The 19,211-nt window shown below is 56.4% G+C and carries 12 protein-coding genes; 9 read left to right on the top strand and 3 right to left on the bottom strand.

Going from position 1 to position 19,211, the window contains the following annotated elements; genetic code table 11:
- Positions 1-17: 17 nt before the first annotated feature.
- Together dcd and udk are read right to left on the bottom strand one after the other, a co-directional pair.
- Positions 18-599, bottom strand: coding sequence for a dCTP deaminase (gene dcd, locus E2L00_RS01190; RefSeq protein ID WP_167605877.1), 582 nt, complete (start codon positions 597-599; stop codon positions 18-20).
- A 163-nt stretch (positions 600-762) separates the two neighbouring features.
- Positions 763-1,404 carry a uridine kinase gene (udk, locus tag E2L00_RS01185; RefSeq protein WP_167605874.1) on the bottom strand — a complete coding sequence of 214 codons (642 nt, stop codon included), beginning with the start codon at positions 1,402-1,404 and terminating at the stop codon, positions 763-765.
- Positions 1,405-1,772: 368 nt separating this feature from the next.
- Here udk and E2L00_RS01180 point away from each other — a divergent pair, with 368 nt between their 5' ends.
- Positions 1,773-5,105 carry a diguanylate cyclase gene (locus E2L00_RS01180; RefSeq protein ID WP_167605871.1) on the top strand — a complete coding sequence of 1,111 codons (3,333 nt, stop codon included), beginning with the start codon at positions 1,773-1,775 and terminating at the stop codon, positions 5,103-5,105.
- 1 nt (position 5,106) lies between these two features.
- Here the strand turns inward: E2L00_RS01180 and alkA are convergent, their stop codons facing one another.
- Positions 5,107-5,958 (bottom strand): DNA-3-methyladenine glycosylase 2, encoded by an 852-nt coding sequence (gene alkA / locus E2L00_RS01175; protein ID WP_167605868.1) that lies wholly within the window; start codon positions 5,956-5,958, stop codon positions 5,107-5,109.
- 132 nt (positions 5,959-6,090) lie between these two features.
- Here alkA and yegD point away from each other — a divergent pair, with 132 nt between their 5' ends.
- The 8 genes from yegD (at position 6,091) to E2L00_RS01135 (ending at position 19,193) form a co-directional block, all read left to right on the top strand.
- The gene (yegD, locus tag E2L00_RS01170) at positions 6,091-7,449 is read left to right on the top strand and encodes a molecular chaperone (protein ID WP_167605865.1); all 1,359 of its coding nucleotides are present in this window, start codon (positions 6,091-6,093) and stop codon (positions 7,447-7,449) included.
- A 236-nt stretch (positions 7,450-7,685) separates the two neighbouring features.
- On the top strand, positions 7,686-8,936 hold the full coding sequence (locus E2L00_RS01165; protein WP_167605862.1) for an MdtA/MuxA family multidrug efflux RND transporter periplasmic adaptor subunit: 1,251 nt from the start codon (positions 7,686-7,688) through the stop codon (positions 8,934-8,936).
- On the top strand, positions 8,936-12,061 hold the full coding sequence (locus E2L00_RS01160; RefSeq protein WP_167605859.1) for an MdtB/MuxB family multidrug efflux RND transporter permease subunit: 3,126 nt from the start codon (positions 8,936-8,938) through the stop codon (positions 12,059-12,061). Before E2L00_RS01165 ends, E2L00_RS01160 begins: the two co-directional genes overlap by 1 nt.
- Positions 12,058-15,138: a multidrug efflux RND transporter permease subunit MdtC gene (gene mdtC, locus E2L00_RS01155; RefSeq protein WP_167605856.1), complete on the top strand. Its 3,081-nt coding sequence runs from the start codon at positions 12,058-12,060 to the stop codon at positions 15,136-15,138. The genes E2L00_RS01160 and mdtC overlap by 4 nt, the downstream gene beginning before the upstream one ends.
- A complete protein-coding gene (gene mdtD / locus E2L00_RS01150) occupies positions 15,139-16,548 on the top strand; it encodes an MFS transporter (RefSeq protein WP_167605853.1) in 1,410 nt (469 codons plus the stop codon).
- Between the two features lie 2 nt (positions 16,549-16,550).
- On the top strand, positions 16,551-17,948 hold the full coding sequence (gene baeS / locus E2L00_RS01145) for an envelope stress sensor histidine kinase BaeS (RefSeq protein WP_167605850.1): 1,398 nt from the start codon (positions 16,551-16,553) through the stop codon (positions 17,946-17,948).
- On the top strand, positions 17,945-18,667 hold the full coding sequence (baeR, locus tag E2L00_RS01140; RefSeq protein ID WP_167605847.1) for an envelope stress response regulator BaeR: 723 nt from the start codon (positions 17,945-17,947) through the stop codon (positions 18,665-18,667). Before baeS ends, baeR begins: the two co-directional genes overlap by 4 nt.
- Before the next feature lie 241 nt (positions 18,668-18,908).
- The gene (locus E2L00_RS01135) at positions 18,909-19,193 is read left to right on the top strand and encodes a hypothetical protein (protein ID WP_167605844.1); all 285 of its coding nucleotides are present in this window, start codon (positions 18,909-18,911) and stop codon (positions 19,191-19,193) included.
- Positions 19,194-19,211 lie beyond the last annotated feature (18 nt).

Genomic DNA, 19,211 nt, shown 5'->3' with positions numbered 1-19,211 from the left:
CTCTTACGGGCGTTAACTCAGTCTTTATCAATACGACTGGCTACGGCACCCTGCTGGTCGCGGTACTTCGCATCCTGGCGGCGATTATAAGGGCGTGCGGCGGGACCAGAAAGAGGTTCGAAGCTCAGCGCACCGATCATCATACCCGGGCGTAAAGCCAGGGGTAATTTACCGGAATTATAGAACTCAAGCACAATGCAGCCATGCCAGCCCGGATCGATACGATGCGCGGTAACGTGGACCATCAGCCCTAAGCGAGCCAGCGAGGAACGGCCATCCAGCCAGCCCACCAGATCGGCAGGTATCTTGACCGACTCAAGCGTAACCGCCAGCGCCAGCTCACCCGGATGCAGGAAGAACGCTTCGCCCTCGCCAAGCACGATTTCGTCGCTCATCACGCGTTCCAGCGCTTCGGTAACCTCATCTTTCGGACCGCTAAGGTCGATGAATGGCGCAGTATGCCCGCTGAAGGTGCGGAATTTATTTCCCAGGCGTACATCAACGGTCGCGCCGTTAATGCGCTCAACCGGTGGACGAGGAGTAATCGTTAAACGCCCGTCATCAAGCCAGGCTTCAATATCACGGTCACACAAACGCATCGCAGATTCTCCTTATCAGGCACAGTTATGTTTACCCTGCCACACCGGGCCACAGATATCCACGGAACGACAGATAATTACAGGAAATTCATTGCATTTTGCGAGCGTGTTCCGGACTCTCGTCCATAAAAGCACGCCCGCTGCGGGCCATCAGACGATGAGATTATTCAAAGAATTGGCTAATTTTCGCTTTCAGAATATCGATAGCAATGCGGTTCTTGCCCCCACGCGGTACGATGATATCGGCGTACTGTTTAGAAGGGTCAATAAACTGCAAAAACATGGGGCGAACGGTCTTTTGATACTGGGCCATCACCGAATCCATCGACCGGCCACGCTCGTTGACATCGCGCTTCATGCGGCGCATCAGGCAGATATCTAACGGCGTATCGACAAAAATAGAGAAGTTCATCTCTTCACGCAGCCGGGCATCCGTCAGTAACAAAATCCCTTCCAGAATAATGACTTTTTTCGGCACCAGGTGAACGGTGTTAGCGGTGCGGGTGTGCTCCACATAACTGTACACCGGCAGCTCAATGGCTTTGCCGGACTTCAGCATTTGCAGGTGCTGGAACAGCAGATTGTGGTCCATCGCGCTGGGGTGGTCATAGTTGGTTTTAACGCGTTCTTCCATCGACAGATGGCTTTGATCTTTGTAGTAACTATCTTCTGGAATAACACCAATGTGTTCGTCACCGACCTGATCGCGCAGTTCGCGATACAGGGTACTGGCAATGAGACTTTTTCCTGAAGCCGATGCGCCGGCTATCCCGATGATGACGCATTGATGGGACTTGTCAGTCATGTTGTTAACGAGCCTTGTAGACTTAATGTTAAGGAAGGGCGACGCGGGAAGCGTCAAACGCGGCAATTATAGGGTTAACCGCCGGGTGATACCAGAATAATGGTTATCCACGGAAGATTTTGCGCAAGCAACGCGCCAGCAGGGCCTGATAACGCTGGTTTGCAGCAGGGTTTTCACCGGGAAATAGCATGCCGACGGCATAAATGAAAATAAGCTCAGAACCACCGCATTTTTTATAACATGTTGATGTTAAATTATGAGCGGACGCCATAGGAATTGTAAATTGTTTGTACTAGCATAAACCGACCTATTCTATTTTTGCATCCGGGCATGCACCTGGCGGCATTGCCTTAACGGATTTCGCGGGAATGACCAAAAATAATATACATAAGCAGGGCACTACTTCACCCAGGTTGCTCCTGCCGGGTCTGGGGTTATTGAGCTTTATTTTTACTTTTTACTCACTCAAGCTAACCTCCGCAGGTAACCTGCTGGCACCGTTATGGTTTCCAACCTCGGTGATGGCAGTCGCTTTTTTTCGTAACCCGCCGCGTCTGTGGCCCCTGCTAGCCGTTTTTTGCTCAGCGGGCAGCGTGGCTGCCACGGCATTTTTGTCTCCTTTAAAAGAAATAAATCTATTTTTCACCGTCATCAATGTTATTCAGGCTTTGATGACGGCAACGCTCATGCGCCGCTTTTTGCCCGCGCAACAGCCTTTGCAGAACCTCAACGACTGGATGCGCCTTGCTTTTTATAGCGCGGTAGTGCCGCCCATTGTGAGCGGCTTGCTGGTCGTCTGGCTGGCTGGTCCTGAAGGCGACGGCGCGGCAAAAATGTTCTTCGTCTGGGTGCTTTCCGAGGCCATCGGGGCTTTGGCGTTGCTTCCGGCAGGTCTGCTCATTAAGCCTCGTTATTTCTGGCGACCTTATAACCAGAAACTGCTACTCGAGGCGGTGATTACCTTTATTATCACCCTGGCGCTGAGTTACCTCGTACTACGCTTTATCCCCTGGCCCTTCACCTTTATTATCGTTCTCCTGATGTGGAGCGCTATTCGGCTGCCGCGTCTGGAAGCCTTTATCATTTTTCTCGCCACGCTGATGGGCGTCTCTTTAATGATGACCACCAACGGCATTTCGATGGCGATGCCACAGCTGATGATGGTGGATAATTCTCAGTGGCTCCCCTTCCTGATGATTTTGCTCCCGCTCAACGTTATGACAATGGTGATGTATTCCTTTCGCGAAGAGCGCAAACATATCATCGGGAGCGAGGCACGTTTTCGTAATGCGATGGAGTATTCCGCCATCGGCATGGCGCTGGTGTCCATCGAAGGCCAGTGGATTCAGGTTAATAAATCCCTGAGCAACTTCCTGGGCTACACGGCAGATCAGCTACACGCGCTGACCTTCCAGCAGATAACCTATCCGGAAGACCTGCACGCCGATCTTCACCAGCTTGAGATGCTGCTCGCAGGCGATATCAACAGCTATTCAATGGAGAAGCGCTATTACACCAGCGAAGGAGATCTGGTGTGGGCCCTGCTGGCGGTTTCGGTGGTTCGCGATATCGACGGTTCTCCTCTTTATTTGATAGCCCAGATAGAAGATATCAACGATCTCAAACACACCGAATGGGTTAATAAGCGCCTGATGGAACGCATCACGTTGGCGAACGAAGCTGGCGGTATCGGCATCTGGGAATGGGATCTGGCAAGCGATGTGATTAGCTGGGACAAACGCATGTTTGATCTCTACGAGGTGCAGCCGCACGTGAAACCCAGCTACAAACTCTGGGCGGAGTGCATCATCGCTGAAGATCTGCCGCAAACTGAAAAAATTGTGCGTGAATCGTTGCGGGCGCGCATGCCGTTCAAGCTGGAATACCGCATAAAAGTTGCAGACGGCATTCGTCATATCCGTTCTCTGGCCAACCGGGTGCTGAATAAAAACGGCGATGTGGAGCGTCTGCTCGGTATCAATATTGATATGACCGAGGTCAAGCAGCTTAACGAAGCCCTGTATCAGGAAAAAGAGCGCCTGCATATCACGCTGGACTCTATCGGCGAGGCGGTGATTTGTACCGATATCGACATGAACGTCACCTTTATGAACCCGATAGCGGAGAAACTCAGCGGCTGGCCGCAGGATGAAGCGATTGGCCAGCATATCCTTACGATATTACGCATTACCTTTGGCGATGCCGGTCCTGCGCTGGAAAACATCCACAGCGGCGATTTTTCGCGGATGGCTATTGAACAGGATGTGGTGCTCCACTGCCGTAACGGCGGCAGCTATGACATTCATTACAACGTGACGCCGCTGACGACGTTAGACGGACAAAGTATCGGTTCGGTGCTCGTTATTCAGGATGTTACCGAGTCGCGCAAGATGCTCAAACAGCTTAGCTACAGCGCCTCGCACGACAGCCTGACGCACCTTGCCAACCGCGTAAGTTTTGAAAATCATCTCAAGCGCCTGTTGCAAAGCGCAGGCGAAAACCGTCAGCGCCATGCGCTGGTATTTATCGATCTCGACAGGTTCAAAGCGGTTAACGATACCGCCGGTCACGCCGCCGGGGATGCGCTGCTGCGTGAACTCTCCTCCCTGATGCTGAGCATGCTGCGCACCGGCGACTTCCTCGCAAGGCTTGGCGGCGATGAGTTCGGCCTGCTGCTGCCGGATTGCTCAACGGATAACGCTCGCTATATTTCTGAGCGTATTATCAATACCATCAACGACTATCACTTCGTCTGGGACGGCCATCTGCACCGCATCGGCGCCAGCGCCGGGATCACCCAGATTGATGCCGACAACAAAGTCGCCTCGGAAGTTTTATCCCAGGCGGATATCGCCTGCTATGCCTCGAAGAACAGCGGCCGCGGACGCGTTACCGTTTTTGAAGTGCAGCAGCATAATCTGCAGAAAAACCGCAGCGTGCTGGCTATAGATGAACAGTGGCGCATCATCAATGAAAACCCGATTCTGATGCTTGCCCAGGCCGTAGTGCCGCCGCGTGTGCCTGAATCCACCAGCTTCTGGCTGCTGTCGCTCAGGCTCTGGAATAGCGAAGGCGAAGCTATAGAAGAACAGAGCTTCCGCAGCGGGCTTGTTGAGAACGAGTTACAGCATGCGCTTGACCGGCGGATGTTCAACGAATTCTTCCGTCAATTTGCGGCGCAGTTTGCGCAGAAAGGTTTTGGCATTGCGCTTCCGCTCTCTCCTGCCGGGCTTGCAAGCGATGTTTTTATCGATGAACTGATTGCCATGCTGGATAGCAGCCCGCTCCCCGGTCGGCTGTTGCATCTGCAAATCAACAGCGATTCATTGCTGAGCGAACACGAACACGTACACAAAAATCTGCAGCGCCTTCGTGACCGGGGCTGCCATTTGATTCTGGCCGCCACGGGCCGGGATCTGCATATTTTTGACAACCTCAGCCGTCAGGTCTTCAGTTATCTCATTATCGATAGCGAGCTTATCAAGAACGTACATTGCAACCTGATGGACGAAATGATGGTGACCATTCTTCACGGCCATGCGCAGCGCCTGGCGCTACAAGCCATAGCAGGTCCGGCGGATTCGCCAATGGTGATGGATACCCTTTCCGGTATTGGTATCGATTTGATTTATGGGGAAACCATCAGCGCACCGCAGCCGCTGACCATGCTGCTGCATAGCGGTTATTTTGCGATTAACTGATTCAGCCTGGATTGAGCGGCAGCCAGCCGTCGCTGTACCAGATGTGCAACAGCGCATAAGAACGCCAGGGCTGCCAGCGCTCCGCGTAGCGGCGGATCCGGGCGGGGGTCATGCCAGGAAATCGCTGTTTAATCAGATAATCATCGGGTAAAAATACATCGCTTGCCTGCCAGCCGCGTAAGGCAAAATAGTTCGCCGTCCAGCGCCCAATTCCTGGCAGGGTAATCAGCTGCTTCACGCCCAGCTCAATATCCGCCGGCGCCGTCAGCGGAAACTTTCCGGCTTCGACCAGCCGCGCCAGATTAATAATCGACTCTGCCCGCTTTAACGGCATCCCTAACGGCTTTAGCTGCTCCGGCGCCAGCGCCGCAAGCACGCAGGGTTTGGGAAAAAGCCGCCATTGCGGAAAGCCATCAAGCGGTTCCCCAAAGCTCTGCGCGACTTTTCCCGCAAGTTTCGCCGCCATCGCCACGCTCACCAGCTGTCCCAGAATAGCCCGAACCGCCTGTTCAAAAGCGTCCATACAGCCCGGCAAACGCAGCCCCGGGCGCGCCTGAGCCAGTTCACCAAGGCTCTCCAGCAGCGGCTGAGGCTTGCGATCCAGATCGAGCAGTTGCCGTATCCTCACCAGCGCTTCTTGCGCCACCGGCAGCAATCCGGCGGATAGCGTTACCTTCAGCACGTGGCGCTTTTCATCAGGTTCGAGCGTGATGAGTCCCTGATGCAGGCCCAGGGCAAAGCTGCGGCAATAGCGCGTCGGCGTAACGGTTTCGATGCCGGAAACCGCACGCGCGGCCAGAAAACCGAACATCCAGTCCCAGTCATAAGGCGGGTGGTAACCAAGTTCAAACATAGCCTGTTCCCGTGTCATTTTATGGGGTTAGCATAATAGTAAATGCCAGATATTGCCTTGCTTTGATATTCAGTTGCCCACGGCGACGCATTCCGCTAAAGTCGCCCCCCTTCTCACCGGCATGGGGATATTATGCAATTTATCGGCTTTGATTATGGTACGGCAAACTGTTCAGTTGCGGTGATGCGCGATGGCGCGCCTCGGCTTCTGGAAATGGAAAATGGTTCTTCTCTGCTTCCCTCTATGCTGTGCGCGCCCACGCGCGAAGCGGTCAGCGAATGGCTTTACCGTCACCAACAGGTGCCGGCGAATGGCGACGAAACGCAGGCGCTGCTGCGTCGCGCTGTCTCATTTAACCGCGAAGAAGATATCGAGGTTCGGCCAGACAGCGTGCAGTTTGGCCTGAGTTCGCTGCGTCAGTATATGGAAGATCCTGAAGAGGTTTACTTCGTAAAATCACCGAAATCTTTCCTCGGCGCCAGCGGGCTGAAACCACAGCAGGTCGCATTATTCGAAGATTTAGTCTGCGCCATGATGGTGCATATTCGTCACCAGGCGCAAACTCAGGTCGCAGAGCCGATTAACCAGGCCGTGATTGGTCGTCCGGTTAACTTCCAGGGCCTGGGCGGCGAAGAGGCTAACCGGCAGGCGCAGGGCATCCTTGAACGTGCGGCGCATCGCGCCGGTTTCCAGGACGTGGTATTCCAGTTTGAACCCGTTGCCGCAGGGCTTGATTTTGAGGCCTCGCTAAGCGAAGAAAAACAGGTTCTGGTCGTTGATATCGGCGGCGGCACTACGGACTGTTCTGTGCTGCTGATGGGTCCGCAATGGCACGCGCGCCGCGATCGGGAGCAGAGTCTGCTCGGCCACAGCGGCTGCCGCGTTGGCGGAAACGATCTCGATATTATGCTGGCCTTCAGGCAGCTTTCGCCGCTTCTTGGCATGGGTGGACAAACGGAAAAAGGCATTGCCCTTCCCGTTTTGCCATGGTGGAACGCCGTTGCCATTAACGATGTTCCGGCGCAGAACGAATTTTACAGCACCGCCAACGGCAGAATGCTGGCTGAACTGGTACGCGACGCGCGCGAAGCAGACAAGGTAGCGTATCTGCAAAAGGTATGGCGTCAGCGCCTGAGCTATCGCCTGGTGCGGGCGGCGGAAGAGAGCAAAATAGCCCTCTCCGACAGCAAACAGGTTGCCACAATGCTGCCGTTTATCGCCAAAGAGCTGGGCTGCGACATCACGCAGGCAGAGCTTGCAAGCGCTATCAGCCAGCCGCTACAGCGCATTCTGGAGCAGGTTACGCTGGCGCTGGAAACCAGCGACGTGAAGCCGGAGGTGATTTATCTCACCGGCGGCAGCGCCCGATCTCCGCTGATCAAACATGCGCTGGCGCAGCAGCTGCCGGGCATAGCGTTTGCCGGGGGCGATGATTTCGGCTCGGTGACCGCAGGCCTTGCCCGCTGGGCTGAAGTGGTGTTTCGCGGCTAAGTAATAAGCCGTGAAGGGACCCACGGCTGTCTTCCTCCCGGCGCTTTGCCATATCTGCCTGAAAGATTTTTACGCCCGCACATAGCCTTAAGTCGCGATGCGAGACGGTCCCGCCTAACGTCCGCTATCGGATTTATCCATACAGTACTTCATATTTCCTTCATTTTTCAGCGCCCGGCGATCTCTACACTAGTATCATTAAGGCTAATCGTTTCAGGAAGAGAAGACGTATATCTATGAAAGGTACGTACAACATCCGTTGGTTGTTCATTGCGGGGATCGTTATTATTGCCGTCGCGGCCGTTTATTTCTGGCGCAGCGGCGCCACAAGCGATTCTGACGCGCAAAAATCTACCCAGCAGCAGGGAGCCGGCGGCGGGCGTCACGGCATGCGTGGCGGCGCGCTTGCTCCCGTTCAGGCAGCCACGGCGACCAGCGAATCCGTACCACGTTATCTGACCGGCCTTGGCACCATTACTGCGGCGAATACCGTTACCGTGCGAAGCCGCGTAGCTGGACAACTGCTGGCGATTCATTTCCAGGAAGGACAGCAGGTTAAGGCAGGCGATTTGCTGGCTGAGATCGATCCAAGCCAGTTCAAAGTCGCGCTGGCGCAGGCACAGGGGCAGCTGGCGAAAGATCGGGCAACGCTTGCCAATGCCCAGCGCGATCTGGCCCGCTATCAGCAACTGGTGAAAACCAACCTAGTTTCCCGTCAGGAACTGGACGCGCAGCAGGCGCTGGTGAGCGAATCCGCAGGTACGTTAAAAGCGGATGAAGCCTCCGTTGCCAGCGCCCAGCTACAGCTCGACTGGAGCCGCATTACCGCGCCGGTTGACGGTCGTGTCGGCCTGAAGCAGGTCGATGTCGGCAACCAGATTGCCAGCGGGGATACCACGGGCATTGTGGTACTGACCCAAACGCATCCTATTGACCTGGTCTTCACGCTGCCGGAAAGCGACATCGCCACCGTCGTAAAAGCGCAAAAAGCGGGTAGCGCTTTGAGCGTTGAAGCATGGGATCGGACTAACAAGCAAAAGCTCAGTACCGGCAGCCTGCTGAGCTTAGATAACCAGATTGACGCCACCACCGGCACCATCAAACTCAAAGCGCGTTTTAATAACGAAGATGACACGCTATTCCCAAATCAGTTCGTCAATGCCCGCATGCTGATTGATACCCAGCAAAACGCGGTCGTTATTCCAACGAGCGCGCTGCAAATGGGCAACGAAGGCAACTTCGTCTGGGTTTTGAACGCCGACAATAAAGTCAGCAAGCATCTGGTCACTACGGGTATTCAGGACAGCCAGAAAGTGGTGATTTCCGCCGGGCTTTCTGCTGGCGATCGCGTCGTCACTGACGGTATAGACCGCCTCACCGAAGGGGCAAAAGTGGAAGTGGTGGAAGCGCATTCGGCCACGGCCAGCGCAACGGATAGCAAAGCGGACGAGCAGTCTGCGCGCAAACGTAACGGAGCAAAATCCTGATGCAGGTCTTACCTCCCAGCGCAACGGGCGGGCCATCCCGCCTGTTTATTCTGCGTCCGGTTGCCACCACGCTGCTTATGCTGGCTATCCTGCTGGCGGGGATTATCGGTTATCGCTTCCTGCCGGTTTCCGCGCTGCCGGAGGTGGACTACCCAACCATTCAGGTTATTACTCTCTATCCGGGCGCCAGTCCGGACGTCGTTACCTCCGCGGTTACCGCGCCGCTGGAACGTCAGTTTGGGCAGATGTCCGGCTTAAAGCAGATGTCTTCGCAAAGCGCGGGCGGCGCCTCTGTTGTCACGCTCCAGTTCCAGCTCACTTTACCGCTGGACGTGGCCGAGCAGGAAGTACAGGCCGCGATCAATGCCGCCACTAACCTTCTGCCTTCCGACCTGCCAAACCCGCCGGTTTACAGCAAAGTGAATCCGGCGGATCCGCCCATTATGACGCTCGCCGTCACCTCCACCGCCATGCCAATGACCCAGGTTGAAGACATGGTGGAAACACGTGTGGCGCAGAAAATTTCTCAGGTTTCCGGCGTTGGGCTGGTTACGCTTTCCGGCGGGCAGCGTCCTGCGGTACGCGTGAAGCTGAACGCCTCTGCCCTGGCTTCACTGGGTTTAACCAGCGAAACCGTACGTACCGCGATTACCAGCGCAAACGTTAACTCCGCAAAAGGGAGTCTCGATGGCCCGGAGCGGGCCGTAACGCTTTCCGCCAACGACCAGATGCAGTCTGCGCAAGAGTATCGCAACCTGATTATTGCTTATCAGAACGGCGCGCCGATTCGCCTTGGCGATGTGGCAACCGTGGAACAGGGTGCCGAAAATACCTGGCTTGGCGCCTGGGCCAATAAACAACCGGCGATTGTGATGAACGTCCAGCGCCAGCCTGGCGCGAATATCATCGACACCGCCGACAGCATTCGCCGGATGCTGCCGACGCTCACCCAAAGCCTGCCGAAATCGGTTGAAGTAAAGCTGCTGAGCGACCGCACGACGAATATCAGCGCTTCCGTAACGGATACGCAGCATGAGCTGATGCTCGCCATCGCGCTGGTCGTCATGATCATCTATGTATTCCTGCGCAACGTGCCCGCGACGATTATTCCGGCCGTGGCGGTGCCGCTGTCGCTGGTCGGCACCTTTGCGGTGATGGTTTTCCTTGATTTTTCGATTAACAACCTGACGCTGATGGCGCTCACCATCGCCACCGGCTTTGTGGTGGACGATGCGATTGTGGTTATCGAGAACATCTCGCGCTACATCGAAAAAGGCGAAAAGCCGTTGGCCGCGGCGCTCAAGGGCGCAGGTGAGATTGGCTTTACGATTATCTCCCTCACCCTTTCGCTTATCGCCGTGCTGATCCCGCTGCTGTTTATGGGCGATATCGTTGGCCGCCTGTTCCGCGAGTTTGCCGTGACGCTCGCCGTGGCGATTTTAATCTCCGCTATTGTCTCACTTACGCTCACGCCCATGATGTGCGCACGCATGTTAAGCCATGAATCGCTGCGCAAACAGAACCGTTTCTCGCGCGCAAGCGAACGCTTTTTCGCACGCGTCATTGCCGCTTACGGGCGCATGCTGACTAAAGTGCTGCATCATCCGTGGCTCACGCTTGGCGTGGCGCTTGGCACGCTTGCCCTTACCATAATGCTGTGGATATTCATTCCCAAAGGCTTCTTCCCGATTCAGGACAACGGCATTATTCAGGGCACGCTTCAGGCTCCGCAATCCGTCTCGTTTGCCAGCATGTCCCAGCGTCAGCAGCAGGTTGCCGACGTAATCATGAAAGATCCGGCGGTGGAAAGCCTGACGTCGTTTGTCGGCGTCGACGGCACAAACCCGTCGCTGAACAGCGCCCGATTACAAATCAATCTTAAACCGCTTGCCGAGCGCGATGACCGTATCAAAGCGGTGATTGAACGCCTGCAAACCAGCGTGGCGAAAGTCCCTGGCGTACAGCTTTATCTGCAGCCGATTCAGGATCTCACCATTGATACCACGGTCAGCCGCACGCAGTATCAGTTCACGCTACAGGCCACCTCGCTGGACGCGCTGGGCACCCGCGTACCGCAGCTGATGGAAAAACTGCAAACGCTGCCGCAGCTTGCGGACGTCAGCAGCGACTGGCAGGATCGGGGGCTGGTGGCTTATGTGAATGTCGATCGCGCCAGCGCCAGCCGCCTGGGCATTTCTATGTCCGATGTGGACAACGCGCTGTATAACGCCTTCGGCCAGCGCCTGATTTCCACTATTTATACCCAGGCGAACCAGTACCGCGTGGTGCTTGAGCACGACACCGACACCACGCCGGGCCTGAGCGCGCTGGATAATATTCGACTGGCAGCGACCTCAGGCGGCACCGTGCCGCTCAGCGCTATCGCCAAAGTCGAACAGCGTTTCGCGCCGCTTTCGGTAAACCATCTCGATCAGTTCCCGTCGACGACGATTTCCTTTAACGTCCCGGACAGCTACTCGTTAGGCGAAGCGGTACAGGCGATTACCGATGCGGAACAAGCGCTTTCGTTCCCGTCGGATATCACTACCCAGTTCCAGGGCAGCACGCTGGCCTTCCAGGCGGCGCTGGGCAGCACCATCTGGCTGATAGTCGCCTCCGTAGTGGCGATGTACATTGTGCTGGGCGTGCTGTATGAAAGCTTTATCCATCCTATTACGATCCTGTCGACGCTGCCCACCGCAGGCGTTGGGGCGTTGCTTGCGCTGATGCTGGCCGGGGCGGAGCTGGATGTGATTGCAATTATCGGCATCATTCTGCTCATCGGTATCGTGAAGAAAAACGCCATCATGATGATCGACTTCGCCCTGGCGGCGGAGCGCGAACAGGGCATGGCGCCGTATGACGCTATTTATCAGGCGTGTCTGCTGCGTTTCCGTCCGATTCTGATGACCACGCTGGCCGCCCTGCTTGGCGCCTTGCCGCTGATGCTTTCTACCGGCGTAGGCGCCGAGCTGCGTCGTCCGCTGGGGATCGGCATGGTCGGCGGGCTGCTGGTCAGCCAGGTGTTAACGCTGTTTACCACGCCGGTTATCTACCTGCTGTTTGACCGTCTTTCGCTCTACACCCGTAGCCGATTCGGCAAGCGTGAGGAAGAAGCTCAGTGAAATTCTTCGCTCTCTTCATCTACCGGCCCGTCGCGACGATCCTGCTGACCCTCGCCATCACCCTGTGCGGCGTGCTGGGCTTTCGCCTGCTGCCGGTCGCCCCGCTGCCGGAGGTGGATTTCCCGGTGATCATGGTCAGCGCTTCGCTGCCGGGAGCCTCGCCGGAAACCATGGCTTCCTCGGTTGCTACTCCGCTTGAGCGCGCGCTGGGGCGAATCGCGGGCGTTAACGAAATGACCTCCTCCAGCTCGCTTGGCAGCACGCGCATCATCCTGGAATTTAATTTTGACCGCGATATCAACGGCGCGGCGCGCGACGTACAGGCCGCCATCAACGCGGCGCAAAGCCTGTTGCCGAGCGGGATGCCAGGCCGGCCAACCTATCGCAAAGCCAACCCGTCCGACGCGCCGATAATCATTCTGACGCTGACGTCGGATACGCTTTCGCAAGGGCAACTTTACGATTTCGCCTCCACGCAACTGGCGCAGACCGTCGCGCAAATTGACGGCGTGGGCGATGTCGACGTAGGCGGCAGTTCATTACCGGCCGTGCGCGTCGATCTCAATCCGCAGGCGCTGTTTAACCAGGGCGTTTCGCTGGACGCGGTGCGCACGGCGATAAGCAACGCCAACGTGCGTCGCCCGCAAGGCGCGGTGGAGGAAGATACCCGCCGCTGGCAGCTACAAACCAATGACGAACTGAAAACCGCAGCGGAATACCAGCCGCTGATCGTCCATTACCATAACGGCGGCGCGGTGCAGCTGCGCGATGTGGCAAACGTCACCGACTCGGTGCAGGATGTGCGAAACGCCGGGATGACCAACGCTAAGCCCGCTATTTTGCTGATGATCCGCAAATCGCAGGAAGCGAACATCATCGAGACGGTCGATCGCATTCGGGCTAAAATTCCGGAACTGCGGGAAACCATTCCCTCCTCCATTGACTTGCAGATCGCGCAGGACCGTTCGCCGACGATTCGCGCCTCGCTTGCCGAAGTTGAACAATCGCTGGTCATTTCCGTCGCGCTGGTGATTCTGGTGGTGTTCCTGTTCCTGCGTTCCGGACGCGCTACGCTTATCCCGGCCGTCGCCGTGCCGGTTTCCCTGATCGGCACCTTTATCGCCATGTACCTGTGCGGATTCAGCCTCAACAACCTGTCGCTGATGGCGCTTACCATCGCCACTGGCTTTGTGGTGGATGATGCAATTGTGGTGCTGGAGAACATTTCACGCCACCTTGAGGCTGGCGTAAAACCGCTGCAGGCGGCGCTGCAGGGCGTGCGCGAGGTCGGATTCACGGTGCTTTCCATGAGCCTTTCGCTGATTGCCGTTTTTCTGCCGTTGCTGCTGATGGGCGGCTTGCCCGGGCGTTTATTCAAGGAGTTTGCCGTCACGCTTTCGGTGGCGATTGGTATTTCACTGGTCGTATCGCTCACCTTAACGCCGATGATGTGCGGCTGGCTACTGAAGCACAAACCGCAGCATAAGCCGAATCGCAACCGTGGCTTTGGCCGCGTGCTGGTGTCGATGCAGCAAGGATATGGCCGTTCGCTTAAGTGGGTGCTGAACCACGCGAAGCTGGTCGGACTGGTGCTGATAGCCACTATCGCGCTCAACGTCTGGCTGTATATCGCCATTCCGAAAACCTTCTTCCCGGAGCAGGACACCGGGCGACTGATGGGCAATATTCAGGCCGACCAGAGCATCTCTTTCCAGGCCATGCGCGGCAAATTACAGGACTTCATGAAAATCATTCGTGAAGATCCGGCGGTGGATAATGTCACCGGCTTCACCGGCGGCTCGCGGGTGAACAGCGGGATGATGTTTATCTCCCTCAAGCCGCTTAGTGAACGTAAAGAGACGGCGCAGCAGGTCATCGATCGGTTACGCAAGCGGCTTGCAAAAGAACCGGGCGCCAGCCTGTTCCTGATGGCCGTGCAGGATATTCGTGTCGGCGGACGCTCTGCCAACGCCAGCTATCAGTACACGCTGCTGTCCGATAACCTCGCCGACCTGCGCGAATGGGAGCCGAAAATCCGTCAGGCGTTGGCAAAACTGCCGCAGCTTGCCGATGTAAACTCTGACAGCCAGAACAACGGCGCGGAAATGGATCTGATTTACGACCGTGAAACCATGTCGCGGCTGGGTATCAGCGTAAGCGATGCTAACAGCCTGCTGAATAACGCCTTCGGTCAGCGGCAGATTTCGACCATCTATCAGCCGCTCAACCAGTACAAAGTGGTGATGGAAGTCGATCCGCGTTATACCCAGGATATCAGCGCGCTGGACCAGATGTTCGTCACCAACGGCGAGGGCAAGCCGATTCCGCTGTCCTATTTCGCGAAGTGGCAGCCGGCAAACGCGCCGCTTTCGGTAAACCATCAGGGCCTGTCGGCGGCCTCGACGGTTTCCTTTAACCTGCCAACGGGCGTGTCCTTAAGCGAGGCCAGCGAGGCCATTGACCGCACCATGACTTCCCTTGGCGTGCCGTCGACGGTGCGCGGCAGCTATGCGGGCACGGCGCAGGTTTTCCAGGACACGATGAAATCGCAGGTGATGTTAATTCTCGCGGCTATTGCCACCGTCTACATCGTGCTGGGCATTCTGTATGAAAGCTATGTTCATCCGCTGACTATTCTCTCAACGCTGCCTTCGGCGGGCGTCGGAGCGCTGCTTGCGCTGGAGCTGTTCGGCGCGCCTTTCAGCTTAATCGCGCTGATAGGCATTATGCTGTTGATTGGCATCGTGAAGAAAAATGCCATCATGATGGTGGACTTCGCGATCGACGCACAGCGTAACGGCAACCTGTCGCCGGTCGATGCCATTTTCCAGGCCTGCCTGTTACGCTTCCGCCCGATAATGATGACGACGCTGGCCGCTCTGTTCGGCGCCCTGCCGCTGGTGTTGACCAGCGGAGACGGCGCCGAGCTGCGCCAGCCGCTGGGAATAACCATCGTCGGCGGCCTGATAGTCAGCCAGTTGCTGACGTTATATACCACGCCGGTTGTCTATTTGTTCTTTGAGAGTCTACGTTTACGTTTTACCCGCAAAAAACGTGAAGATGAGGTGCTGAGCTAAATGACCGACCTGCCCGCAGCCGTTCGCTGGCAATTGTGGATCGTTGCTTTCGGCTTCTTTATGCAGTCGCTGGACACCACCATTGTTAATACCGCCTTGCCCGCCATGGCGGCAAGCCTTGGAGAAAGCCCGCTGCATATGCATTCGGTCATCGTCTCCTACGTACTGACCGTGGCGGTCATGCTGCCCGCCAGCGGCTGGCTCGCGGACCGGGTCGGCGTACGCAATATTTTCTTCACCGCCATCGTGCTGTTTACCACAGGCTCCCTGCTTTGCGCCCACGCCTCGACGCTCAACGAGTTAGTTATGGCCCGCGTCGTACAAGGCATCGGTGGCGCAATGATGGTGCCGGTGGGCAGGCTAACGGTGATGAAAATTGTCCCGCGCGAGCAGTACATGGCGGCGATGACCTTTGTGGCCCTCCCCGGCCAGATTGGGCCGCTGCTTGGCCCGGCGCTGGGCGGTATACTGGTGGAGTATGCTTCCTGGCACTGGATTTTCCTCATAAACCTGCCCGTGGGGATTATTGGCGCTATCGCCACGCTCTGGCTGATGCCAAATTACACCATGCAAACCCGCCGCTTTGATATGCCGGGTTTTTTGCTGCTGGCTTTTGGCATGGCGGCGCTCACTATTGCCCTCGACGGGCAAAAAGGACTGGGGATTTCCCCTCTCGCGCTTGGCCTGCTGGTAGGCAGCGGCGTGATAGCCATCATGCTCTACCTGTGGCACGCCCGCGGTAACGACAGGGCTTTATTCAAACCCGGCCTGTTTAAGACGCGCACCTTTTCACTCGGCCTGTTCGGCAGCTTCTGCGGACGCGTCGGCAGCGGCATGCTGCCCTTTATGACGCCGGTCTTTCTGCAAATCGGGCTCGGTTTTTCGCCCTTCCATGCCGGTTTGATGATGATCCCGATGGTGCTGGGCAGCATGGGTATGAAGCGGATCGTGGTGCAGGTCGTCAACCGCTTTGGCTATCGCCACGTGCTGGTTGCCTCAACGCTTGGGCTGGCGCTGATTAGCCTGCTGTTTATGGCAACCGCCCTGCTGGGCTGGTACTACCTGTTGCCGGTGGTGCTGGTTATTCAGGGGATGGTTAACTCGGTACGCTTTTCCTCCATGAACACCCTGACACTGAAAGATTTGCCGGACGAAATGGCCAGTTCCGGCAACAGCCTGCTGTCAATGGTGATGCAGCTTTCTATGAGCATTGGCGTTACCGTCGCCGGGATGCTGCTTGGCATGTACGGGCATCACCAGATAGCCCCGGACAGCCCGGTGGTGCACAACGTCTTTCTTTATACCTATTTGAGTATGGCGGTAATCATCGCCCTGCCCGCTCTGGTTTTCACCCGTGTACCCAAGGACACCACAAAAAACGTCATCATCTCGCGGCGTAAAAGGAGCTAATCATGAAATTCTGGCGGCCAGGCATTACCGGCAAGCTGTTTCTCGCCATCTTTTCCACCTGCCTGCTGGTGCTGGCGATCATGCACTGGGGCGTGCGGCTGAGCTTCGAGCGCGGCTTTATCGACTACATCAAGCACGGCAACGAACAGCGCCTTGAAATGCTGGGCGAGGCGCTGGGCGAGCAGTACACGCTGCACGGGAACTGGCAATTTTTACGTCATAACGACCGCTTTATGTTTCAGATCCTGAAGTCATTTGAACACGATGATGACGGCCGCAACCTGAACATGCCGCCGCACGGCTGGCGCACGCAGTTCTGGGTAGTGGATCAGAATAACAAAGTGCTGGTCGGCCCACACGGGCCGGTGCCACCAGATGGAATGCGTCGCGCCATCAACGTTAACGGACGCGACGTGGGCTGGGTTGTCGCCTCCCCCGTTGAGCGGTTAACGCGGAGTACGGATATTAACTTTGACCGCCAACAGCGGCGTACCAGCTGGATTATCGTCGCGCTCTCCACTCTGCTGGCCGCTGCGGCAACCTTTTTGCTGGCGCGTGGCCTCCTTGCGCCGGTTAAACGGCTGGTCGAGGGGACGCACCGGCTGGCCGCGGGCGATTTTACCGCTCGCGTAGATTCCACCAGCCAGGATGAACTGGGCAAACTGGGGCAGGATTTTAACCAGCTTGCGAGCACGCTCGAAAAAAACCACAACATGCGCCGCGCCTATATGGCCGATATTTCCCACGAACTGCGCACTCCGCTGGCGATTTTGCGCGGTGAGCTGGAGGCGATTCAGGATGGCGTACGCAAGTTTACGCCGGAGTCGGTGGCTTCGTTGCAAATGGAAGTCGCCACGCTCACCAAGCTGGTAGACGATTTGCACCAGCTGTCGCTCTCGGATGAAGGCGCGCTGGCCTACCAGAAAAAATCTCTTGATATCATTACCCTGCTGGAAGTGGTGGCGGGCGCGTTTCGCCAGCGCTTTGATTCCCGTGGGCTGACTATCCGCCTCGCTTTACCCGATCGCGTCACTATTTTTGGCGACAGCGACAGGCTGATGCAGTTGTTTAACAACCTGCTGGAAAACAGCCTGCGCTATACCGACGCGGGCGGCCAGCTATCGATTTCTGGCGAAATAATACAGCAGCGTTTCGTCATGACGTTTGCCGACAGCGCGCCCGGCGTAAACGACGAGCAACTGCCTATGCTTTTCGATCGCTTTTACCGCACGGAAGGCTCGCGAAACCGCGCAAGCGGCGGCTCCGGCCTTGGGTTATCCATCTGCCAGAACATTGTCAGCGCCCACGGCGGCACTCTGAAAGCCAGCCATTCGCCTTTCGGCGGCGTTAGCATTACAGTAGAGTTACCGCTGGATCCAGAACCTTTGAGAAACGTATGACCGATTTCCCGATTGATGCCAATGCGCCACGCATTTTGATTGTTGAAGACGAGCCGAAACTCGGACAGTTGCTGATCGATTACCTGAAGGCCGCAAGCTACGCCCCGACGTTGCTTACCCACGGCGACCAGGTGCTGCCTTATGTCCGCCAGACGCCGCCTGATTTAATTCTGCTGGATTTAATGCTGCCGGGCACCGATGGCCTGACTCTGTGTCGCGAAATTCGGCGCTTCTCAGAGCTGCCCATCGTTATGGTGACCGCCAAAATCGAGGAGATAGACCGTCTGCTGGGTCTGGAAATTGGCGCTGACGACTATATCTGCAAGCCTTACAGCCCGCGGGAAGTGGTCGCTCGCGTTAAAACCATTTTGCGCCGCTGCAAGCGTCAACAGGACTCCAAAGCGCTGGGCGAAAAAAGCCCGCTGATTATTGATGAAGGCCGCTTCCAGGCAAGCTGGCGCGACAAAGCGCTGGATTTAACGCCCGCGGAGTTTCGCCTGCTAAAAACCCTGTCTCACGAACCGGGTAAGGTATTTTCACGCGAAATGCTGTTGAACCACCTTTACGACGATTACCGCGTCGTGACGGACAGAACCATCGACAGCCATATCAAAAATCTGCGCCGCAAGCTCGAAGCCCTGGACGAAGAGCAGTCGTTTATCCGCGCGGTGTATGGCGTGGGTTATCGCTGGGAGACGGACGCCTGCCGCATGGTTTAAATCCTCGCAATGCCTCAGCCAGAGGCATTTTATTGGAAAGTCAGCTCCAGAAATTATTTTATCCGGCCTGATACGCACTTCATTGCATCCATTTTTCACAGTAAAATGAATCGAATCACATAAGTGTATTTTTTTCATCCAACCCCTTTCATTTCCCAAAGATTCCAGTAAACATAAACCGTGCTCAATTTTTCATCCGATCCGGCACGGTCAGGAAGTCACACTTTAAAAAGGAAAAGAAATGAAAGAGATAGCAACAAGTCAGTACCATACGATTGCAGGCGGCTATGGGGAACAATGCGGTCGCGGTCCTTCCAACGCCAACTCAAAAGGATGCTCATCGGGCGGCTCTTCCGGCGGCAGTAGTGGAAACGCGGGAAACCGAGCTCCGCAAATTACTAACGGCAAAGGCAAGGCAGGAAGCGGGGTGATGGCCGGAGGCTTCTTCTCAAACAATCCGGGTGCGTCAGGCGCCGGCTCTCGTGGCTGTACCGGCGGAAGAAGAGAAGTGGGTCATAACCGCTAAGTTTCAGCAGGCCCTACC

The sequence above is a fragment of the Cedecea colo genome, assembly GCF_011808225.1.
In the GTDB taxonomy this organism is placed as follows: domain Bacteria; phylum Pseudomonadota; class Gammaproteobacteria; order Enterobacterales; family Enterobacteriaceae; genus Dryocola; species Dryocola colo.
The sequence above is the reverse complement of the archived record's forward strand: the minus strand, read 5'-3'. Positions and strand labels throughout refer to the sequence as shown.